Genomic DNA, 16177 nt, shown 5'->3' with positions numbered 1-16177 from the left:
CCCGCCACAGGATGCATGCCGCAGGCTCTGGTCATCGACATACCGTTAAGGAGTGAGATGCGCAGAGGCACGTTCGTGAGGTGGGGAGTCCCGATCGCCGCGGCGGCGCTGATCGGTGGCGCGATCGGAGCCGGACCGGTCATCGCGGCGGTCAGTGGCGAGCCCGTCCTGCCCGAGCGTTCGGCCCAGCAGCTGCTGGCCGACGCCGTGGCGGCGACGAGCAAGGGGGGCGGCCTGCCGCCCATGTCCGGCACGGTGCAGCAGACGGCCTCGCTCGGCCTGCCGTCGCTGCCCCAGACCGGTGGCGAGTCGCCGCTGAGCCTGCTGTCCGGCTCGCACGAGATCAAGGTCTGGTACGGCGGCGCGGACCGGTTCCGGGTGGCCATGCCGACCCAGTTGAACGAGACCAACCTGATCGTCAACGGCGACCAGGGCTGGTACTGGCAGAGCGCCACCAACACCGCGACCAGGTTGACCATCAAGCCCGGCACGGGCCAGGAGCACAAGCTGCCCAGCACGCCGCCGACCCAGCTGACGCCGCCGCAGGTGGCCGAGAAGCTGCTGGCCAAGGCCGGCGAGCACACCGCGGTCCGCGTGATCAACACCGCGGAGGTGGCCGGCCGTCCGGTCTACCAGCTCGTCCTCGCCCCCAAGGACGAGGGCTCGCTGGTGCAGGAGGTGCGGCTCGCGCTCGACGGCGAGACCTACGTCCCGCTCCAGGTCCAGGTCTACGCCAAGGGCTCGGCCGAACCGGCCTTCCAGGTCGGCTTCACCCAGGTGACGTTCACGCCCCCGGCCCCGGAGAACTTCACCTTCACCCCGCCCGCGGGCGCCAAGGTGGAGGAGAAGGACCTCAGCGAGCTGGGCGACGCCAAGCGCGCCGAGCAGCACGCCGAGCAGGCCGAGAGGGTCGCGGGCGAGCTCAAGGTCGTCGGCGACGGGTGGACGACCGTGGCCGTCCTGCCGTTCAAGCCGGAGGACCTCAAGGCGGCCGACCGGCCGGCGGCGGGCGACGGCTCGACGCCCGGCGACGGCTCGAAGGCCGACGTGGGGGCGCTGGCCGACACCGTCCTGAAGTCGGCCACGCCGGTGAGCGGCACGTGGGGCTCGGGCCGGCTGATCAGGACCAAGCTCGTCACCGTCCTGCTGACCGACGACGGCCGCCTGCTGGTCGGCGCGGTCACCCCGGAGGAGATCACCCAGGCGGCGGGCGTCAGGTGACCACCGCCGTCACGCAGGAAGCGGGGGCGCCCTTCGGGGCGGCCCCGCCCTCCGGGGAGCACGCCATCGTCACGCGTGGCCTGACCAAGCGCTTCCGCGGCGGCCAGGTGGCCGTGGACGCGCTCGACCTGGCGGTGCCGCGCGGCTCGGTCTTCGGCTTCCTCGGGCCCAACGGCTCGGGCAAGACCACGACCATCCGCATGCTGCTGGGCCTCATCGCGCCCACCGAGGGGGAGCACTCCCTGCTCGGGCTGCCGCTGCCGCGGGCGCTGCCCCGGGTGGGGGCGGTGGTGGAGGGGCCGGCGTTCTACCCGTACCTGTCGGGCGAGGCCAACCTGATGCGCTTCGACGCCGCCGACCCCACCGCGGTGCGCCGTACCGCGCGGGCGCGCGTCGCCGCCGCGCTCGACCGGGTGGGCCTGTCGGCCGCGGCCGGCAAGCGCTACCGCAACTATTCGCTCGGCATGCGCCAGCGGCTGGCCATCGCCGCCGCGCTGCTCGGCCCGCGCGAGCTGCTCGTCCTGGACGAGCCGACCAACGGCCTCGACCCGCAGGGCACCCGCGAGGTGCGCGCGCTGGTCAAGGACATCGCCGCCGGCGGCACCACCGTCTTCGTCTCCTCGCATCTGCTGGCCGAGGTCGAGCAGATGTGCACGCACGCCGCGATCATGCGGACCGGCAGGCTGGCCGCCCAGGGCACGATCGCCTCGCTGAACGGCGGCCTGGCCACGCGCGTCCGGGTCGAGACGCCCGACGTGGCCGACGCCGCGCGGGTGCTCGGCGGGCTCGGGCTGGCCGACGTGCGGCGCGGCGACGCCGACGTGACGGCCGAGCTGGGCGGCAACGCGCCGGAACGGATCAACGCCGCGCTGGTCGGCGAAGGAGTCGCCGTACGGGGGCTGGCCGTGCTGCGGCCGAGCCTGGAGGACGTTTTCGTCGGACTGACGGGGGAGGGCTTCGATGTCGACGGCTGAGACCTCGGCGCCGGACGCTGAGACACACGCAACCGGGACACCCGCAACCGGGACGCGGGACGCCGGGACGCGGGACGCCGGGGCGCCGCAGGCGCGGGACGGCCGGTCCGGTGGCCGCATGCCCGGCCTGGTGCCCGTGACCGAGACGCTGCGCACCGTGGAGCGGCGCACACCGGATCCGGACCCGGCCCGGGACACCGGGGCCGCGGCGGGCTCGGCGCAGGGCGCCGGGACGGACGCCGCCGACGGCCCGCGGCGGGCGCGGTGGGCGTTCTGGCGGCTGCTCGGCTCGGAGCTGGGCCTGACCTTCCGCCGGCCGCGCAACCTGGTGATGCTGGCCGTGCTCGCCGCCGTGCCGGCCGTCCTCGGCCTCGCCCTGCGCGCGTTCGGCGGCGACGATCGCGATGGGATGGGCGGGTTCATCCAGAGTGTGGCGGGCAACAGCCTCATGCTCACGTTCGTCGCGTTCTCGTTCCTCGTGCTGCTGCTGATGCCGGTCGCCGTCAGCGTGGTCGCGGGCGACTCGGTGGCCGGGGAGGCGGGTGCCGGCACCCTGCGCTACCTGCTGGCCGCGCCCGCGGGACGCACCCGCCTGCTGGCCGTCAAATACCTCAACGCGGTCGTCTTCGGCTACGCCGTCACGGCGGTGGTGGCGCTGTCGGCGCTGGTCACCGGGCTGATCCTGTTCCCGGTCGGGCAGGTGACGCTGCTGTCGGGCACGACGATCTCCATGGGCGAGGGGCTGCTGCGCATCCTCGTCGCCGTCGGCTACGTCGGGGCCGGCATGGCGGCGCTGGCGGCCGTCGCGCTGGCGCTGTCGACGTTCACCGAGGTGTCCATCGGGGCGGTGGCCGCCACGCTCGTGCTGGTGGTCGTCTGCCAGGTGCTGCGGGCCTTCCCCGAGCTGAGCGCGGTGACGCCGTACCTGCTGCCGACCAGGTTCACCAACTTCGACGCGGTGCTGCGCAGCCCGATGGACCTGTCGGCGCTGCGGGACGGGCTGCTGGCCTTCGGCGCCTACATCGTGCTGTTCTGCTCGATCGCGTGGGCGCGCTTCTCCGGCAAGGACATCACGTCCTGACCGGGAGGCGCGTCCCCGGCCGGGCGAGGTGCCCGGCCGGGGACGCCGCGTCGCGGGGTCAGGCCGCCCGGCGGCGCAGGCCCAGGGCGCCGACGACGACGCCGATGACGCCGACGACCAGCCCGGCGCCGCCCAGCAGGCGGGCCGTGCCGTCGGAGGAGGAGGCCGAGGAGGCCGCCACCGGCGCCACCGACGGGCCCGTGGCGGCGGCCGGGGCGGCCGAGGCCGGCGGGCTCGCGGCGGAGTGCTCGTCGTCGCCGGAGGCCGGGACGAGCTTCAGCGTGGGAACGGGGTGCTCGGCCTCGGTGCCGTCCGACTTGGGCGCGTCGGCCCAGTCGACCACCTCGCCGCCGGAGTACGTCTGCTTCGTCGGGAACGTCAGCGAGTCGACGTCCTTGGGCAACTGGCCCATGGACACCTCGAACTCCTGGAACTCACCCGGGTTGATCTTGCCGCCGGACCACACGACCGTGGTGACGGCCTCCTCCACGTCGCCGTACTCGGTCTTGACCGGCTTGGGCAGCTTGCCCTCGGTGACCTTGACGTCCCAGCCCGGCACGGGCTTGACCGACACGAACGCCAGCGGATGGTCGGTGGGGAAGCTGACCTGGACCTTGGTCGTCGAGGCGTTGTCACGCTCGTTGGGCACCCGGAAGGCGACCTTGGTGAACCCGCCCTGCTCGGCGGTGCCCGGGGTGATGGAGACGTGGGCCAGCGCGGGCAGCGCCAGACCGGCGGTGAGGGCGGTGGCGGCGGCGAGCACGGTCGCCGCACGACGGACGAAGGACATGGCGGAACTCCACTTCGGAAAATGACAGGGGGTCTACGGGTGTCAGCAGCTCAGGCGGGAAGTGGAGGACCACGCCTGGCCACCCGGTGCCGGAACCCCGGCTGCGGGGGGACCACCCTGGTGTGCACGACCGGAACGCCCGGCCGCACCGCGGGCACGACCGCGAGCAGCGGCGGCACGAGCCGCAACCCCAGCCGGCGCAGCAGCGACCACAGCACGATCTCGCCGCGCGACAGCCACCAGCCGGTCATCAGGGTCGCCGTGAGGTGCGCGAGCAGCATGCCCGCGTTGACGGCCAGGCCCTGGCCGTGGCCGTGCTCGAAGACGTAGGAGGACGGGCTGCCGCCCGCGAACAGCTCGTGCAGGCCGAACTGCGTCACACCCAGCACGATGTTGATCACCGGCGCCGAGCGCTCCCTGCCGGACAGCGCCAGCCCCAGGCCGGAGACCGCCGCCAGGCCGAGCGCCGCCGCCCACGGCCCCGGACGCCCGCCGCCGCCCGCCACGTGGGCGAGGGCAGCGAGGGTCACGCAGACGGCGGCGAAGGCGGCCGTCCGCGCGAGCCGGAGGGGAAGTCGCGCACGCATGTGTGCCACATGGTCTCACGAGGCTCCCTCGCATGAGACCCCTAACTTCCGAGCGGGCTGACGCCTGGTCCGGAAATGGCATTTGTCGCTAGGGTCGTGCCGAGCGCGTTGACATTCGCGTTGACATTTGAGGTGAGAACGTTGCGGCACTTAGCAGGTTTGCTCATCGGCGTCGTGGTCACGGCGGCCGTCCTCGGGGGTGGCGGATGGGCCGTGCAGCAGGCCCTCGCCAGTGCGGCGATCACCCCGCCGCCGCCCGACAACCAGAAGATGTGGATCGCCCTCGGCGCCATGGCCGCGGTCGGGCTCGTCGTCGGCCTCGTCGTGGCCGGCCGGATCTCGCCGCTGGCCACGTTCGTGCCCTCGATGGTGCTGCTGGCCTGGACGGTCGTCTACGCCCTCGACACCGGCAGGGCGCTGTCCCTCATCCCCGACCAGCCGTCGGTCCACCGGATCGTCCTGGACGCCGGCGCGGGCGACAAGGTCCTGCTCACCACGGGCGTGCTGGCCCTGCTCGGCGTGGTCCTGTTCATCCCCGTGCTGATGCCCTCCCGCTGGTCGCGCCCGCACGACGACCTCGACGAGGACGACTACGAGAGCACGCAGGAGGGCGGCTACTACTGAGTGCCGGTGTAGAGCCGGGTCACCACGTCCTCGATGGTGGCCTGCTCCGGCGCCGTGGCCATGAGCTCGGCGAGCGTCCCGTCGAAGGCCAGCCGGCCGTGGTCGATCAGCATGATCCGGCGGCACAGGCGCTCGATGTCGCCGAGGTCGTGCGTGGTCAGCAGCACGGTCGTGCCGCGCTCGGCGTTCTGCCGCTTTAGGAAGCCGCGGATGCTCGCCTTGCTGACCACGTCGAGGCCGATGGTCGGCTCGTCCAGCACCAGCACGTCGGGGGCGTGCAGCAGCGCCGCGGCCAGGTCGCCGCGCATGCGCTGCCCCAGGCTGAGCTGACGCACCGGGGTGCGCAGGAAGGAGCCGAGGTCGAGGGTCTCGGTCAGCTCGGCCAGCCGGACCTGGAAGGTCGCACGATCTACTTTGTAAAGGTGCCGGACCAGTTCGAAACTGTCCTTGAGCGGCAAATCCCACCACAGGGTTGTCCGCTGGCCGAACACCACGCCGATCCGCCGGGCGAGCGTGGTGCGTCGGCGCGAGGGGTCGAGCCCGGCCACCCGCACCGAGCCGGTGGTGGGGGTGAAGATACCGCACAACATCTTGATCGTGGTGGACTTGCCCGCGCCGTTGGGCCCGAGGTAGCCGACGAACTCGCCGGCCGGCACGCTGAACGACAGGTCGCGTACGGCGTGCACGACAGCGCGCCTGACCTTGAACGAGCGCCCGGCCCGTCGCAGCTCGATCATCGCTAACTCCCCGTCGATCGGTAGTGCCTGACGCCCTGCCGCCAGGCCGACGCGGCGGCCAGGGCGAGGACCAGCGCGGCGGCCGGTCCGAGGAACCGCATGAACCCGGGCGTGCCGAACGGGTCGTCCCGGCCCAGGACGTAGAGGCCGGGCTGCCAGTTGACGAAGGCCAGGGGCAGCACGTATGTGACGCCGCGGACCAGGTCGCGGGCGTAGACGCTGAGGGGGTACTGGCTGAGCTGGTGGGTGCCGTAGGTGAAGGTGTTGACCACCTCCGGGGCGTCGGTCAGCGCGAACTGCAGCGCGCCGGCGAGCGTCCAGAGCGCGGTGAAGATGACGATGCCGGTGACGATCATGACGGGGATCATCCAGGCCCGCCGCCAGTCGAGGCCGAGGGCGGCGACGGCGTAGGCGAGCACGGCCGCGGCCTGGACGATCCGGCCGATCCTGGTGGGCGCGAAGCGGTCGGCGGCGATCTGGATCCAGGCGGCGGCCGGGCGGATGAGGATCGTGTCGAGCGTGCCGGCCTTGATGTGCTGGCTGATGCGGTCGAGGTTGCTGACGAAGGTGTCGCAGACGGTGAAGGAGACGGCGGAGGCGCCGTACAGGAACAGCACCTCCTCGCGGGTGAAGCCGGCCAGGGTGGTGGTGTTGGCGAAGACGACGAGGATGGCCGCGACGTCGATCGCCCCTGTGACCAGGCCGAACACGATCATCAGGGCGAAGGAGAGGCGGTAGGCGGCCGCGGCGCGGGTCCAGGTCCAGGCCAGCAGGAAGTACGTCCTAACCACCCTGGATCACCACCTTGTGGCGGACGGCGCGGGTGGCCAGCAGGCCGAGCGCGAACAGCGTCGCCGCCCAGAACGCCTGGAGGGCGAGCGTCCGCCCCACGGGGGCCTTGCCGAGGTAGAGGTCGGCGGGCGCCTGGACCATGGAGGCCCACGGCAGGGCCCTGACCACCTCGCCCAGCGGTCCGGGGAACAGGTGGAGGGGGAGCATCATGCCGCTGAAGAACGTCGTCAGGACCAGGGACACGACGGCCACGCCGCGGTCGTCGGCGAGCCAGCAGACCGACAGCGCGACGAGGTAGCGCCAGCCGAAGCTGATGAGCACGCCGGCGAGGCAGCCGGTCAGGGCCGCCGCCCAGCGGGCCGGGGAGGCGGGGGTGGTGATGCCGAACAGGGCCGCGCCGAGCAGCAGCGGCGGGAGGCTGCGCACCAGGAGCAGGTACGCGGCCCGGCCCAGGTCCTCGGCGAGCGACCAGAGCTGGAGCGAGGCGGGGCGGACGAGGTCGAGCGCGATGTCGCCGCTGCGGATGCGCTCGGGGATGGCCAGGCCGCCGCCGAACAGCATCATCGGGCCGATGAGGGCCTGGGTGACGAAGCAGAAGGTGACGGCGTCGGTGACGTCGTAGCCGGCCAGGCCGGGGCGGGCCTGCCACAGGGCGATGAGGACGTAGGCGCGCAGGACGCCGAACACGCTGTTGGTGAACGCGCCGGCGAGCGCGGCCCAGACGTAGACGGCGTGTTTGCGGAAGCCGTACCGGACGAGGCGGGCGTAGAGGGGAATGGTGGCTCACCTCCCGGGAGTGAGGACACGGTCACGGACCGTGTCGGGGATCGCGCACGGGTCCGCCTTGGCGGAAGCCTGGAATTATCCGCCGGTGGGTCAGCGGTCCGCAACGCGATATCCGACGCGCAGGCTCGCCCTGGTGGCGTGGAGTCCCCGAATATCCCGGCATATCCCCAGAGTCGTCCAAAGCCGGAATATTCGCGTCAGGGACGAGATCCTTACTGGCCGGTAGAGCCATGGCGTTCCGGGAAGAAAAGGGGTGGAGGACCGTGATGCGCATCAACAAGGACGTGGCACCCGACTACCCCTTGAGCTGGCAGGCCAGGGCCCTGACCTCCGTCATGTGGGGCACCCTGAAGCCGGCCTCCACGGTGCTGATGCGTCATCCGCTGGCCCTGATCGGCGCGGCCCGCCTGGGCGAGCTGGCCCGGCTGATGCCGCTGCGCCTTCCCGAGCACGCCGTCGTCGCGCCCGCCGAGGGGCCGGACTGCGGCGGCGAGTGGGTCCGCGCCGGCCAGGGGGTGGACGAGCGCAAGGCGCTGCTCTACTTCCACGGCGGCGGCTACTTCTCCTGCTCGCCGCGTACCCACCGGCCCATCACCTGGCGGTTGTCGGCCGTGGCCCGCCGGCCGGTCCTCGCGCTGGACTACCGGCAGGGGCCGGTGCACCCGCTGGCCGACTCCCTGGCCGACGCGCTGGACGCCTACGAGTGCCTGATGCGCAACGGGCACGCCCCCGAGGACATCGTCATCGCCGGGGACTCGGCGGGCGGCCATCTGACGCTGGCGACCCTGCTGGCGCTGCGTGATCGCGGCCTGCCGACGCCCGCCGCCGCGATCTGCCTGTCGCCGTGGACGGATCTGACCGACATCCCGCGCCGCGCCAACCGCTGGCACGACCCCATGTTGCCGGCGGGCCGGGTGCGATGGCTGGCCCGCCACTGGACCTGCGGGCTCGACCCGTGGGACCCGCTCGTCTCGCCGGTGCACGGCGACTTCACCGGCCTGCCGCCGCTGATGATCGTCACCGGCTCCACGGAGGTGCTGCGGGACGAGGCCCGCCGGGTGGCCGAGCGGGCCCGGGAGGCGGGGGTGCCGGTGCGGTACGAGGAGTGGCGGCGCATGCCGCACGCGTTCCCGATCCTGGCCGACGTCCTGCCGGAGGCGCGGCTGGTCTTCCGGCACATGTCGGCGTTCCTGGAGGCCGTCGCGGCCCGTGCGGCGCGGCGAGGGGATTCGGCGGCGGCCTGACTGGGCCTGCTGTGTCGGGGTAGCTTGTGCTGACATGTCGCAGTTTGGGGTTGCGCGCCGAGGAAGGCGTCCAGGCGTTGTGGTGGCCATGGCCGTCAATCCCGCTGTAAGGTTAGGTATACCTAACTAACACATGGGGGCTGAAGTGATGGCTGACAAGCCCACGGACCACCATCGGGGCGTCGTCCTGCGGACCGAGCGCCTCTCCCCGCACATGATCCGCATCGTGGTCGGCGGCGACGGCCTGCGTGACTTCGCCTGCCGCGGCCTCACCGACCATTACGTGAAACTCGTGTTCCCGCACGAGGGCGTGGACTACCCCGAGCCCTTCAGCGTCAAGCACGTGCGCGAGACCATGCCGCGTGAGCTCTGGCCGCGCCTGCGCACCTACACCGTGCGCGCCTGGGACCCCGACGCCCTTGAGCTGACCCTCGACTTCGTCCACCACGGCCACAAGGGCCTGGCCGGGCCGTGGGCCGCCGCGGCCGAGCCCGGCGACGTCGTGCTGATGCTGGGCCCCGGCGGCGGCTACGCGCCCGACCCCGAGGCCGCCTGGCACCTGCTGGTGGGCGACGAGAGCGCGTTGCCGGCCATCGCCGCCTCCCTGGAGGCGCTGCCCGACGGCGCCCTCGCCCACGTCCTGCTGGAGGTGGACGGCCCCGGGGACGAGCTGAAGCTCGGCACGGCCGCCGACGCGCGGATCACCTGGCTGTACCGGGGCGCGCGGCCCGTCGGCCAGGCGCTGGTGGAGGCGGTGCGCGCGCTGGAGTTCCCCGAGGGGGACGTGCACGCGTTCGTCCACGGCGAGGCCGGTTTCGTCAAGGAGCTCCGCCGCCACCTGCGGCTGGAGCGGGGCGTGCCGATGGAGCGGCTGTCCATCTCCGGCTACTGGCGCATCGGCGTGGACGACGAGGGCTGGCGGGCGGTCAAGAACGACTGGAACCGCGAGGTCGAGGACGACGAGGCCCGCGCCCTGGCCTCCTGACCCCCCATTTCCGGACGAAAGCCCGCCAACCACAAAAAGCCACTTCAGAACGTTCCATCCCAGCACTTACTAACCCTCCGGGCATGAACGCCTTACCTTCGATACCCCTTGCGCAAGACATGCGGAAAGGGCTCCCGGATGCCGCCACAGTGTGCCTTGCCGTGTCCCACACAGGAGAGGCGAGGCCCGGATGGCGCGTGGTGCGAGCGACATGCCTCCTGGCGTGCGACCGCTTACGGTGGGCGACCCGGTCGTCATCGGCCGGTACCTTCTCCTCGGCCGCCTGGGGTCGGGCGGGATGGGAGTGGTGTACCTGGCCGAACACCCGCGAGGGGGCCTGGTCGCGCTCAAGACGCCGCACCCGGTACATCTCCACGATGCCACGTTGCGGGCGCGTTTCGCCGAGGAAGTGGCTTTCTCGCGGAGATTGGTGCCCTTCTGCACCGCCGCCGTCATCGAGGACGGCGCCGAGGACGACCGTCCGTACCTGGTCACCGAGTACATCCCGGGGCCCGCGCTGTCCCAGGTGGTCAAGGCCGGGGGAGCGCTCACGCCCGACCTCGCCTACGGCGTGGCCCTCGGGGTGGCCGCCGCGCTCGTCGCCGTGCACGAGGCCGGTCTGGTGCACCGCGACCTCAAGCCAGGCAACGTGCTGCTCTCGCCCGGGGGGCCGCGGGTCATCGACTTCGGCATCGCCCGGGACGTGGACACCCTCGCCGCCCACACCCAGGCCGGCCAGGTCATGGGCAGCCCCGGCTGGGTGGCGCCCGAGCGGCTGACCGGCGGCCCCGCCCTGCCCGCCTCGGACGTGTTCGCCTGGGGCTGCCTGGTCGCCTACGCCGCGAGCGGCCACCACCCGTTCGGCGGCGGCGAGGCGGACGTGCTGACCCGGCGCATCCTGTTCGACCCGCCGCGCCTCGACGGCGTACCCGCCCTGCTGCGCCCGGCCGTGGAGGCGGCGCTGGCCAAGGACCCGGATTCCCGTCCTGGATCGGCGGACCTGCTGCGGGACCTGCTGGCGTCCGGGGGCGTGGGCGATCCGTGGGACCTGCGCCGGGCGGTCCGCGACGTGCTGGACGGAAGCTGGGCCGCGGTGCCCTGCCCGGCGGGCGGCAGGGCGGCCCGCCCGGTCACCCCGGCGGCGGAACCGGGCGGCTCCGAGCGCAGGAGCAGGCGCAGGAGCAGGGCGAAGGCAGGGGCGCACCTGTCGCACGCCGGCTTCGCCGCGCTGGCCACGGTCTCGATCGCGGCGCTCACCGTGATCGCGGCCTCGGGCGGCGACGCCCTGAGCCTCGGCGGCGGCTCGCTGCTGCCCGAGCCCGCGGTCGTGCAGCCGCAGGACAGCGCCCGCACGACCGAGCGGCCCACGGCGACCCCCGCCGGCATCCGGACGCCCGTCCACGTGGCGCCCCCGCAGAGCACGGCCACGCCGGTGCTCTCCGTCACGCGTTCCCGCACGCCGGGCGGGCACTTCGCGATCCTCACCCCCGAACCCGACCGGCGGCGCGACGACTTCCGACAGTCCCGCCCGTCCCGCCCCGCGCGCCCGTCCGGCACGTCAGGACCGGGCGATCCGGGGGATCCGGGCGGGGAGGAGCCCGGTCCGTGCGCCGGTCCGGCAGGCCGCCACCGCGGAGGCGCGGCCCGCCGCGACTGCCCGCGGCCGTCGGGGTCGATCAGCACGATCCCCCAGGACGGCCCCGGCGAGTCGCCCGGCCCCACCGTCCCGGGCCCGGCCACCCCGACGGCCACCGGAGCGTCCTGACCGCGCATGCCTCATGATCGAGGTGAGCGGGTGAAGCGTGGTCACCCTCCCGCACCCGAGAGCGAGGCCGTACATGAGCTACTACGACATAGAGGGCAACCCCATCAGCCCGGCGCGGGCGCAGGAGCTGCTGGCCGACCGCGCCCGGCGCACGATCGGCGACGACCGCGTCGGCACCGCCGCGGGAACGTTCCGCATCCGCACCCTGCACCTGGTGCTCGACCAGGCCGACGGCGGGACGGTGCCGCTGCTGTTTGAGTCGACGGTGCGCCTGTCGCCGCCCGGCGCCGATCCAGGGACGGGCGGCCAGGAGGTGCTCAGCCTGCACTGGTCCACCAGGCAGCAGGCCGAGGACGCGCACGCCCAGCTCGTCCGCGACATCACCGAGCGGCAGGACCTGCCGTCGTGGGCCCGGGAGGGCGGCTGAGCGCACGGCAGGCATCGAAGGGGCATGAAAAAGGGGCCGCGCCGGGCTGGGGGAGCCGGCGCGGCCCTTCGCCGGGGGAACCATCCCATGCCCTGGAGGTGGCCGGCGAGATCAGGAGATCAGTGGTGGAACTGCTCCTCCTCGGTGGAGCCCTTGAGCGCGGTCGTCGAGGAGTCGGGCGCGACGGCCGTGCTGACCAGGTCGAAGTAGCCGGTGCCGACCTCGCGCTGGTGCCTGGTCGCGGTGTACCCGCGCGCCTCGGCGGCGAACTCGGCCTCCTGGAGCTCGACGTAGGCCGTCATGCCGTCGGCGGCGTACCCGTGGGCGAGGTCGAACATCGAGTAGTTCAGCGAGTGGAACCCGGCCAGCGTGATGAACTGGAACTTGTACCCCATGTGCCCCAGCTCGCGCTGGAACTTGGCGATCGTGGAGTCGTCCAGGTGCTGCTTCCAGTTGAACGACGGCGAGCAGTTGTAGGCCAGCATCTGGTCCGGGTAGCGGGCCTTGATCGCCTCGGCGAACTCGCGGGCCACGTCCAGGTCCGGCGTGCCGGTCTCCATCCACAGCAGGTCGGAGTAGGGGGCGTAGGCCAGGCCGCGGGCGATGCAGGAGTCCACGCCGTTGCGCACCCGGTAGAAGCCCTCGGCGGTGCGCTCGCCGGTGGTGAAGGCCTGGTCGCGCGGGTCCACGTCACTGGTCAGGAGTGTCGCGGCCTGTGCGTCGGTCCGCGCGACGATCAGTGAGGGGACGCCGCACACGTCGGCGGCCAGCCGCGCGGCGTTGAGCGTCTTGATGTGCTGGCCGGTCGGGATCAGCACCTTGCCGCCCAGGTGGCCGCACTTCTTCTCGGAGGCGAGCTGGTCCTCCCAGTGCACGCCCGCGGCGCCGGCCGCGATCATGCCCTTCATCAGCTCGAACGCGTTCAGCACGCCGCCGAACCCGGCCTCGGCGTCGGCCACGATCGGCGCCAGCCAGTGCGGCGCGTCCGGCACGCCCTCCGACCAGGTGATCTGGTCGGCGCGCAGCAGCGCGTTGTTGATGCGGCGCACGACGGCGGGCACGGAGTTGGCCGGGTAGAGGCTCTGGTCCGGGTACGTCTGGCCGCCGAGGTTGGCGTCCGCGGCCACCTGCCAGCCGGACAGGTAGATCGCCTTCAGCCCGGCCTTCACCTGCTGGACGGCCTGGTTGCCGGTCAGCGCGCCGAGGGCGTTGACGTAGTCCTCGGTGTGCAGCAGGTCCCAGAGACGCTCGGCGCCGAGCCGGGCCAGCGTGTGCTCCTCCTGGACGCTGCCCCGCAACCGGATCACGTCCTGCGCGCTGTACGTGCGCTCGACGCCCGCCCAGCGAGGGTCGTTCTGCCACTTGTCCTGCAGCTGCTCCGCAGCTCCCTTGAGGCGATCGTTCATCGTTCGCTCCTTTGTCGTCCCCTGGGGCTCACGTCGATGATCTGCCCGGAGGCCGCAGGTCAATAGGCTTCAGAGCTGAGAAGAATCGTCAAAATTTCCAGCTTGTGCATTACTCGTGGGTATTCAGATGAGAAGAAATCGCAAGTTTTCCTGTTGGCCTAGACCAATCCTCGTCCCGAACCGCGCGCGGCCCTCGCGTCCCGCCGCGACGACCCCTGAGTGTCCAAAGGCTAGAAAATGGGCCGAATTTCTGTCTAAGATGCCTGTATGGCGTCCCTGCTAGGCGAAGAACCGCTGTCTTTGACGCAGGAGCTCGATCTGATCGCGTTCGGCCAGCGTCTGCGCCACCTGCGCAAACAGCGCGGCCTCACCCTGTCGGACCTGGGCTCGCGCGTCAGCAGGGCGCCCAGCCAGCTGTCGCTGCTCGAGAACGGCAAGCGCGAGCCCAAGCTCTCGCTGCTCAAGTCCCTGGCGACCGCGCTGGGCGTCCCCGTCGAGGAGCTGCTGCGCCGCCAGCCGCCCAACCGGCGCGCCCAGCTGGAGATCGCGCTGGAGGAGGCGCAGCGCGACCCCATCTACGCCGGTCTCGGCCTGCCCCGGCTCAAGGTCTCCGCGCGCGTGCCCAACGACGTCCTGGAACACCTGCTCGGCCTGTACGGCGAGCTGCGCGCCCGGCAGGCCCGCGGCACCGCCACCCCCGAGGAGGCCAGGGCCGCCAACGCCGAGCTGCGGCGCAGGCAGCGTGAGGTGGGCAACTACTTCCCCGACATCGAGAAGGCCGCGGCCGAGGCCCTCGACGCCGTCGGCTACCGCACCGGCGCCCTGTCCCAGAGCACGATCCAGGGCCTGGTCACGCACTTCGGCTACACCGTCCACACCGCCCAGGACCTGCCGCGTTCGGTGCGTTCCATCACCGACCTGCGCAATCGGCGCATCTACGTCAAACACGAGCAGCTCGGCATGCACACCCCGCGCACGATCCTGCTCCAGACACTCGGGCACCTCGCGCTCGGCCACGGCAAACCGCGCGACTTCGCCGACTTCCTGCGCCAGCGCACCGAGGCCAACTACTTCGCCGCCGCCGTGCTCGTGCCGGAACGGGCCGCCGCCCCCTACCTCCAGGAGGCCAAGGCGGCGCGGGCGCTGTCGGTGGAGGACCTGCGGGACGTGTTCGCCGTCTCCTACGAGATGGCCGCCCACCGCTTCACCAACCTGGCCACCCACCACCTGGGCCTCGTCTGCCACTTCGTGCGCAACGACGCCGGTGGCACCATCTACAAGGCGTACGAGAACGACGGCATCGTCTTCCCCGCCGACGAACAGGGGGCCATCGAGGGGCAGCGGATGTGCCTGCAGTGGTCGGGGCGGCAGGTGTTCGCCTCGCCCGACCGGTTCTCGGTCTTCTACCAGTATTCCGACTCGCCCACCGGCACCTATTTCTGCGTCGCGCACGTCGATCCCTCGCGGGAACGGGACTTCGCGATCACGCTGGGGGTGCCGTACCGGGAGTCGCGGTGGTTCCGGGGCCGGGAGACCACCAACCGCACCAAGTCCAGCTGCCCCAACGGTGACTGCTGCCGCCGTCCGCCCGCTGAGCTGGCCGAACGCTGGGAGGGCTACGCCTGGCCGTCCGCGCGGGCCAACTCGCACATCCTGGCCGCCCTGCCGCCCGGGTCGTTCCCGGGTGTGGACGAGGCGGACGTCTATACCTTCCTGGAGCGTCACGCGACCCTCGCATAAGCTGACAAGCGGGGGAACGGGGGAGGTGTCGCACATGCTGCCTGATGTGCGGAAATGGTGGCATCGCCGAACTTCGTGCGCCGCGGACTGGCCGTTGCGCGACCTCGTGGCGGCCAAGGGGGGCACCACGGTGAGCGTGGTCCTGCCGGCCCGCGACGAACGGGAGACCGTGGGCGAGATCGTCCAGGTGATCCGGCGCGAGCTGGACGGCCTGGTGGACGAGATCGTCGTCATCGACTCGTGCTCGGCCGACGACACCGCGCGCGTGGCGGCGCGGGCCGGGGCCGCCGTGCACGCCCAGCGCGACATCCTGCCCGAGCTCGCACCGCTGGAGGGTAAGGGCGAGGCACTGTGGAAGTCGCTGGCGGTCACCTCCGGCGACGTGGTGGCCTTCGCCGACGCCGACATCAGGCACTTCCGCGCCTCGCTGGTCGCCGGGGTGCTCGGCCCGCTGCTCACCGATCCCACCGTCGCCTACACCAAGGGCTGCTACGACCGTCCGCTGAACGGCGCACCCAACGGCGGCGGCCGCGTCACCGAGCTGGTCGCCCGCCCGCTGATCAACCTGCACTGGCCCGAACTGGCCGGGTTCGTGCAACCCCTCGCCGGGGAGTACGCCGGCCGCCGCTCGGCCCTGGAACGCGTGCCGTTCCTGACCGGGTACGGGGTGGAGCTCGGCCTGCTCATCGACCTGCTGGACCTGGCCGGGCTCGACGGCCTGGCCCAGGTGGACCTGGGGTCGCGCGAGCACGCCCCGCAGTCGACGGAGGCACTCGGGGGGATGGCGGCCCAGATCATGCTGGCCGCGTGGTCGCGGCTGCGGCGCCAGGGGAAGATCGAGGCCCGTCATGTGCCGGGGGTGGAGCTGGCCCAGTTCCGGCGGTGCGAGGGCGGCCACGACGTGCTGACCCGCCAGGTCGCCATCGGCGAACGCCCCCCGATGCTCACCCTGACCCACCCCGCCGACATGACCGGCCCAACCACCTTCGACCCGCCTCCGTAACGGTCCCGCCGCGCT

Annotated in this window: 16 protein-coding genes; 10 read left to right on the top strand and 6 right to left on the bottom strand. The window is 72.4% G+C overall.

Annotated features, from left to right (window positions below; all coding sequences use genetic code 11):
- Positions 1-57: 57 nt before the first annotated feature.
- The 3 genes from ABZ444_RS41625 to ABZ444_RS41615 all read left to right on the top strand — a co-directional run bounded on the left by ABZ444_RS41625 (position 58) and on the right by ABZ444_RS41615 (position 3276).
- Positions 58-1221, top strand: a complete 1164-nt coding sequence (locus tag ABZ444_RS41625) for a DUF2092 domain-containing protein (RefSeq protein ID WP_358009442.1) — start codon at positions 58-60, stop codon at positions 1219-1221.
- Positions 1218-2195 carry an ABC transporter ATP-binding protein gene (locus ABZ444_RS41620; protein ID WP_358009440.1) on the top strand — a complete coding sequence of 326 codons (978 nt, stop codon included), beginning with the start codon at positions 1218-1220 and terminating at the stop codon, positions 2193-2195. The genes ABZ444_RS41625 and ABZ444_RS41620 overlap by 4 nt, the downstream gene beginning before the upstream one ends.
- A 118-nt stretch (positions 2196-2313) precedes the next feature.
- A complete protein-coding gene (locus ABZ444_RS41615) occupies positions 2314-3276 on the top strand; it encodes an ABC transporter permease (protein ID WP_358009438.1) in 963 nt (320 codons plus the stop codon).
- A gap of 58 nt (positions 3277-3334) precedes the next feature.
- Here the strand turns inward: ABZ444_RS41615 and ABZ444_RS41610 are convergent, their stop codons facing one another.
- Both ABZ444_RS41610 and ABZ444_RS41605 read right to left on the bottom strand, forming a co-directional pair.
- On the bottom strand, positions 3335-4066 hold the full coding sequence (locus ABZ444_RS41610; protein WP_358009436.1) for a YcnI family protein: 732 nt from the start codon (positions 4064-4066) through the stop codon (positions 3335-3337).
- Between the two features lie 50 nt (positions 4067-4116).
- Complete coding sequence (locus ABZ444_RS41605; protein ID WP_358009434.1) at positions 4117-4653, bottom strand: MFS transporter; 537 nt, start codon at positions 4651-4653, stop codon at positions 4117-4119.
- A 141-nt stretch (positions 4654-4794) separates the two neighbouring features.
- Between ABZ444_RS41605 and ABZ444_RS41600 the strand changes: the two genes are divergently transcribed.
- Entirely contained in the window at positions 4795-5277 is a 483-nt protein-coding gene (locus ABZ444_RS41600) for a hypothetical protein (RefSeq protein ID WP_358009432.1), read from the top strand.
- Here the strand turns inward: ABZ444_RS41600 and ABZ444_RS41595 are convergent.
- Genes ABZ444_RS41595 through ABZ444_RS41585 form a run of 3 tightly spaced genes read right to left on the bottom strand, consistent with a single transcriptional unit; the run spans position 5271 to position 7493 of the window.
- Entirely contained in the window at positions 5271-6014 is a 744-nt protein-coding gene (locus ABZ444_RS41595; RefSeq protein ID WP_358009430.1) for an ATP-binding cassette domain-containing protein, read from the bottom strand. The two genes, ABZ444_RS41600 and ABZ444_RS41595, sit on opposite strands and share 7 nt — an antisense overlap.
- A 2-nt stretch (positions 6015-6016) precedes the next feature.
- Positions 6017-6805 (bottom strand): ABC-2 family transporter protein, encoded by a 789-nt coding sequence (locus tag ABZ444_RS41590; protein ID WP_358009428.1) that lies wholly within the window; start codon positions 6803-6805, stop codon positions 6017-6019.
- On the bottom strand, positions 6798-7493 hold the full coding sequence (locus tag ABZ444_RS41585) for an ABC-2 family transporter protein (protein ID WP_358009426.1): 696 nt from the start codon (positions 7491-7493) through the stop codon (positions 6798-6800). The genes ABZ444_RS41590 and ABZ444_RS41585 overlap by 8 nt, the downstream gene beginning before the upstream one ends.
- 365 nt (positions 7494-7858) lie before the next feature.
- Between ABZ444_RS41585 and ABZ444_RS41580 the strand changes: the two genes are divergently transcribed.
- The 4 genes from ABZ444_RS41580 to ABZ444_RS41565 all read left to right on the top strand — a co-directional run bounded on the left by ABZ444_RS41580 (position 7859) and on the right by ABZ444_RS41565 (position 12013).
- Complete coding sequence (locus tag ABZ444_RS41580) at positions 7859-8836, top strand: alpha/beta hydrolase (protein ID WP_358009424.1); 978 nt, start codon at positions 7859-7861, stop codon at positions 8834-8836.
- A gap of 148 nt (positions 8837-8984) precedes the next feature.
- Positions 8985-9821: a siderophore-interacting protein gene (locus tag ABZ444_RS41575; RefSeq protein WP_358009422.1), complete on the top strand. Its 837-nt coding sequence runs from the start codon at positions 8985-8987 to the stop codon at positions 9819-9821.
- Between the two features lie 223 nt (positions 9822-10044).
- Positions 10045-11586, top strand: a complete 1542-nt coding sequence (locus ABZ444_RS41570) for a protein kinase (RefSeq protein WP_358009420.1) — start codon at positions 10045-10047, stop codon at positions 11584-11586.
- 73 nt (positions 11587-11659) lie between these two features.
- Positions 11660-12013, top strand: coding sequence for a hypothetical protein (locus tag ABZ444_RS41565; protein ID WP_357969371.1), 354 nt, complete (start codon positions 11660-11662; stop codon positions 12011-12013).
- Between the two features lie 119 nt (positions 12014-12132).
- Here ABZ444_RS41565 and aceA read toward each other — a convergent pair whose 3' ends face one another.
- On the bottom strand, positions 12133-13419 hold the full coding sequence (gene aceA, locus ABZ444_RS41560; protein ID WP_358009418.1) for an isocitrate lyase: 1287 nt from the start codon (positions 13417-13419) through the stop codon (positions 12133-12135).
- 267 nt (positions 13420-13686) lie between these two features.
- Here aceA and ABZ444_RS41555 point away from each other — a divergent pair, with 267 nt between their 5' ends.
- A complete protein-coding gene (locus ABZ444_RS41555; RefSeq protein ID WP_352351541.1) occupies positions 13687-15159 on the top strand; it encodes a helix-turn-helix domain-containing protein in 1473 nt (490 codons plus the stop codon).
- A gap of 34 nt (positions 15160-15193) precedes the next feature.
- On the top strand, positions 15194-16162 hold the full coding sequence (locus ABZ444_RS41550) for a glucosyl-3-phosphoglycerate synthase (protein WP_358009416.1): 969 nt from the start codon (positions 15194-15196) through the stop codon (positions 16160-16162).
- Positions 16163-16177: the final 15 nt, after the last annotated feature.

This window comes from Nonomuraea sp. NPDC005730, assembly GCF_040630865.1.
Taxonomy (GTDB): Bacteria; Actinomycetota; Actinomycetes; order Streptosporangiales; family Streptosporangiaceae; genus Nonomuraea.
The sequence above is the reverse complement of the archived record's forward strand: the minus strand, read 5'-3'. Positions and strand labels throughout refer to the sequence as shown.

Bases quoted from the DNA above. Each gene is read 5' to 3' on its own strand.
- ABZ444_RS41555 (WP_352351541.1), top strand. From the start codon at position 13,687: ATGGCGTCCCTGCTAGGCGAAGAACCGCTGTCTTTGACGCAGGAGCTC.
- ABZ444_RS41605 (WP_358009434.1), bottom strand. From the start codon at position 4,653: ATGCGTGCGCGACTTCCCCTCCGGCTCGCGCGGACGGCCGCCTTCGCC.
- ABZ444_RS41550 (WP_358009416.1), top strand. From the start codon at position 15,194: ATGCTGCCTGATGTGCGGAAATGGTGGCATCGCCGAACTTCGTGCGCC.
- ABZ444_RS41615 (WP_358009438.1), top strand. From the start codon at position 2,314: ATGCCCGGCCTGGTGCCCGTGACCGAGACGCTGCGCACCGTGGAGCGG.
- ABZ444_RS41595 (WP_358009430.1), bottom strand. From the start codon at position 6,014: ATGATCGAGCTGCGACGGGCCGGGCGCTCGTTCAAGGTCAGGCGCGCT.
- ABZ444_RS41580 (WP_358009424.1), top strand. From the start codon at position 7,859: ATGCGCATCAACAAGGACGTGGCACCCGACTACCCCTTGAGCTGGCAG.
- ABZ444_RS41610 (WP_358009436.1), bottom strand. From the start codon at position 4,066: ATGTCCTTCGTCCGTCGTGCGGCGACCGTGCTCGCCGCCGCCACCGCC.
- aceA (WP_358009418.1), bottom strand. From the start codon at position 13,419: ATGAACGATCGCCTCAAGGGAGCTGCGGAGCAGCTGCAGGACAAGTGG.
- ABZ444_RS41565 (WP_357969371.1), top strand. From the start codon at position 11,660: ATGAGCTACTACGACATAGAGGGCAACCCCATCAGCCCGGCGCGGGCG.
- ABZ444_RS41575 (WP_358009422.1), top strand. From the start codon at position 8,985: ATGGCTGACAAGCCCACGGACCACCATCGGGGCGTCGTCCTGCGGACC.
- ABZ444_RS41625 (WP_358009442.1), top strand. From the start codon at position 58: ATGCGCAGAGGCACGTTCGTGAGGTGGGGAGTCCCGATCGCCGCGGCG.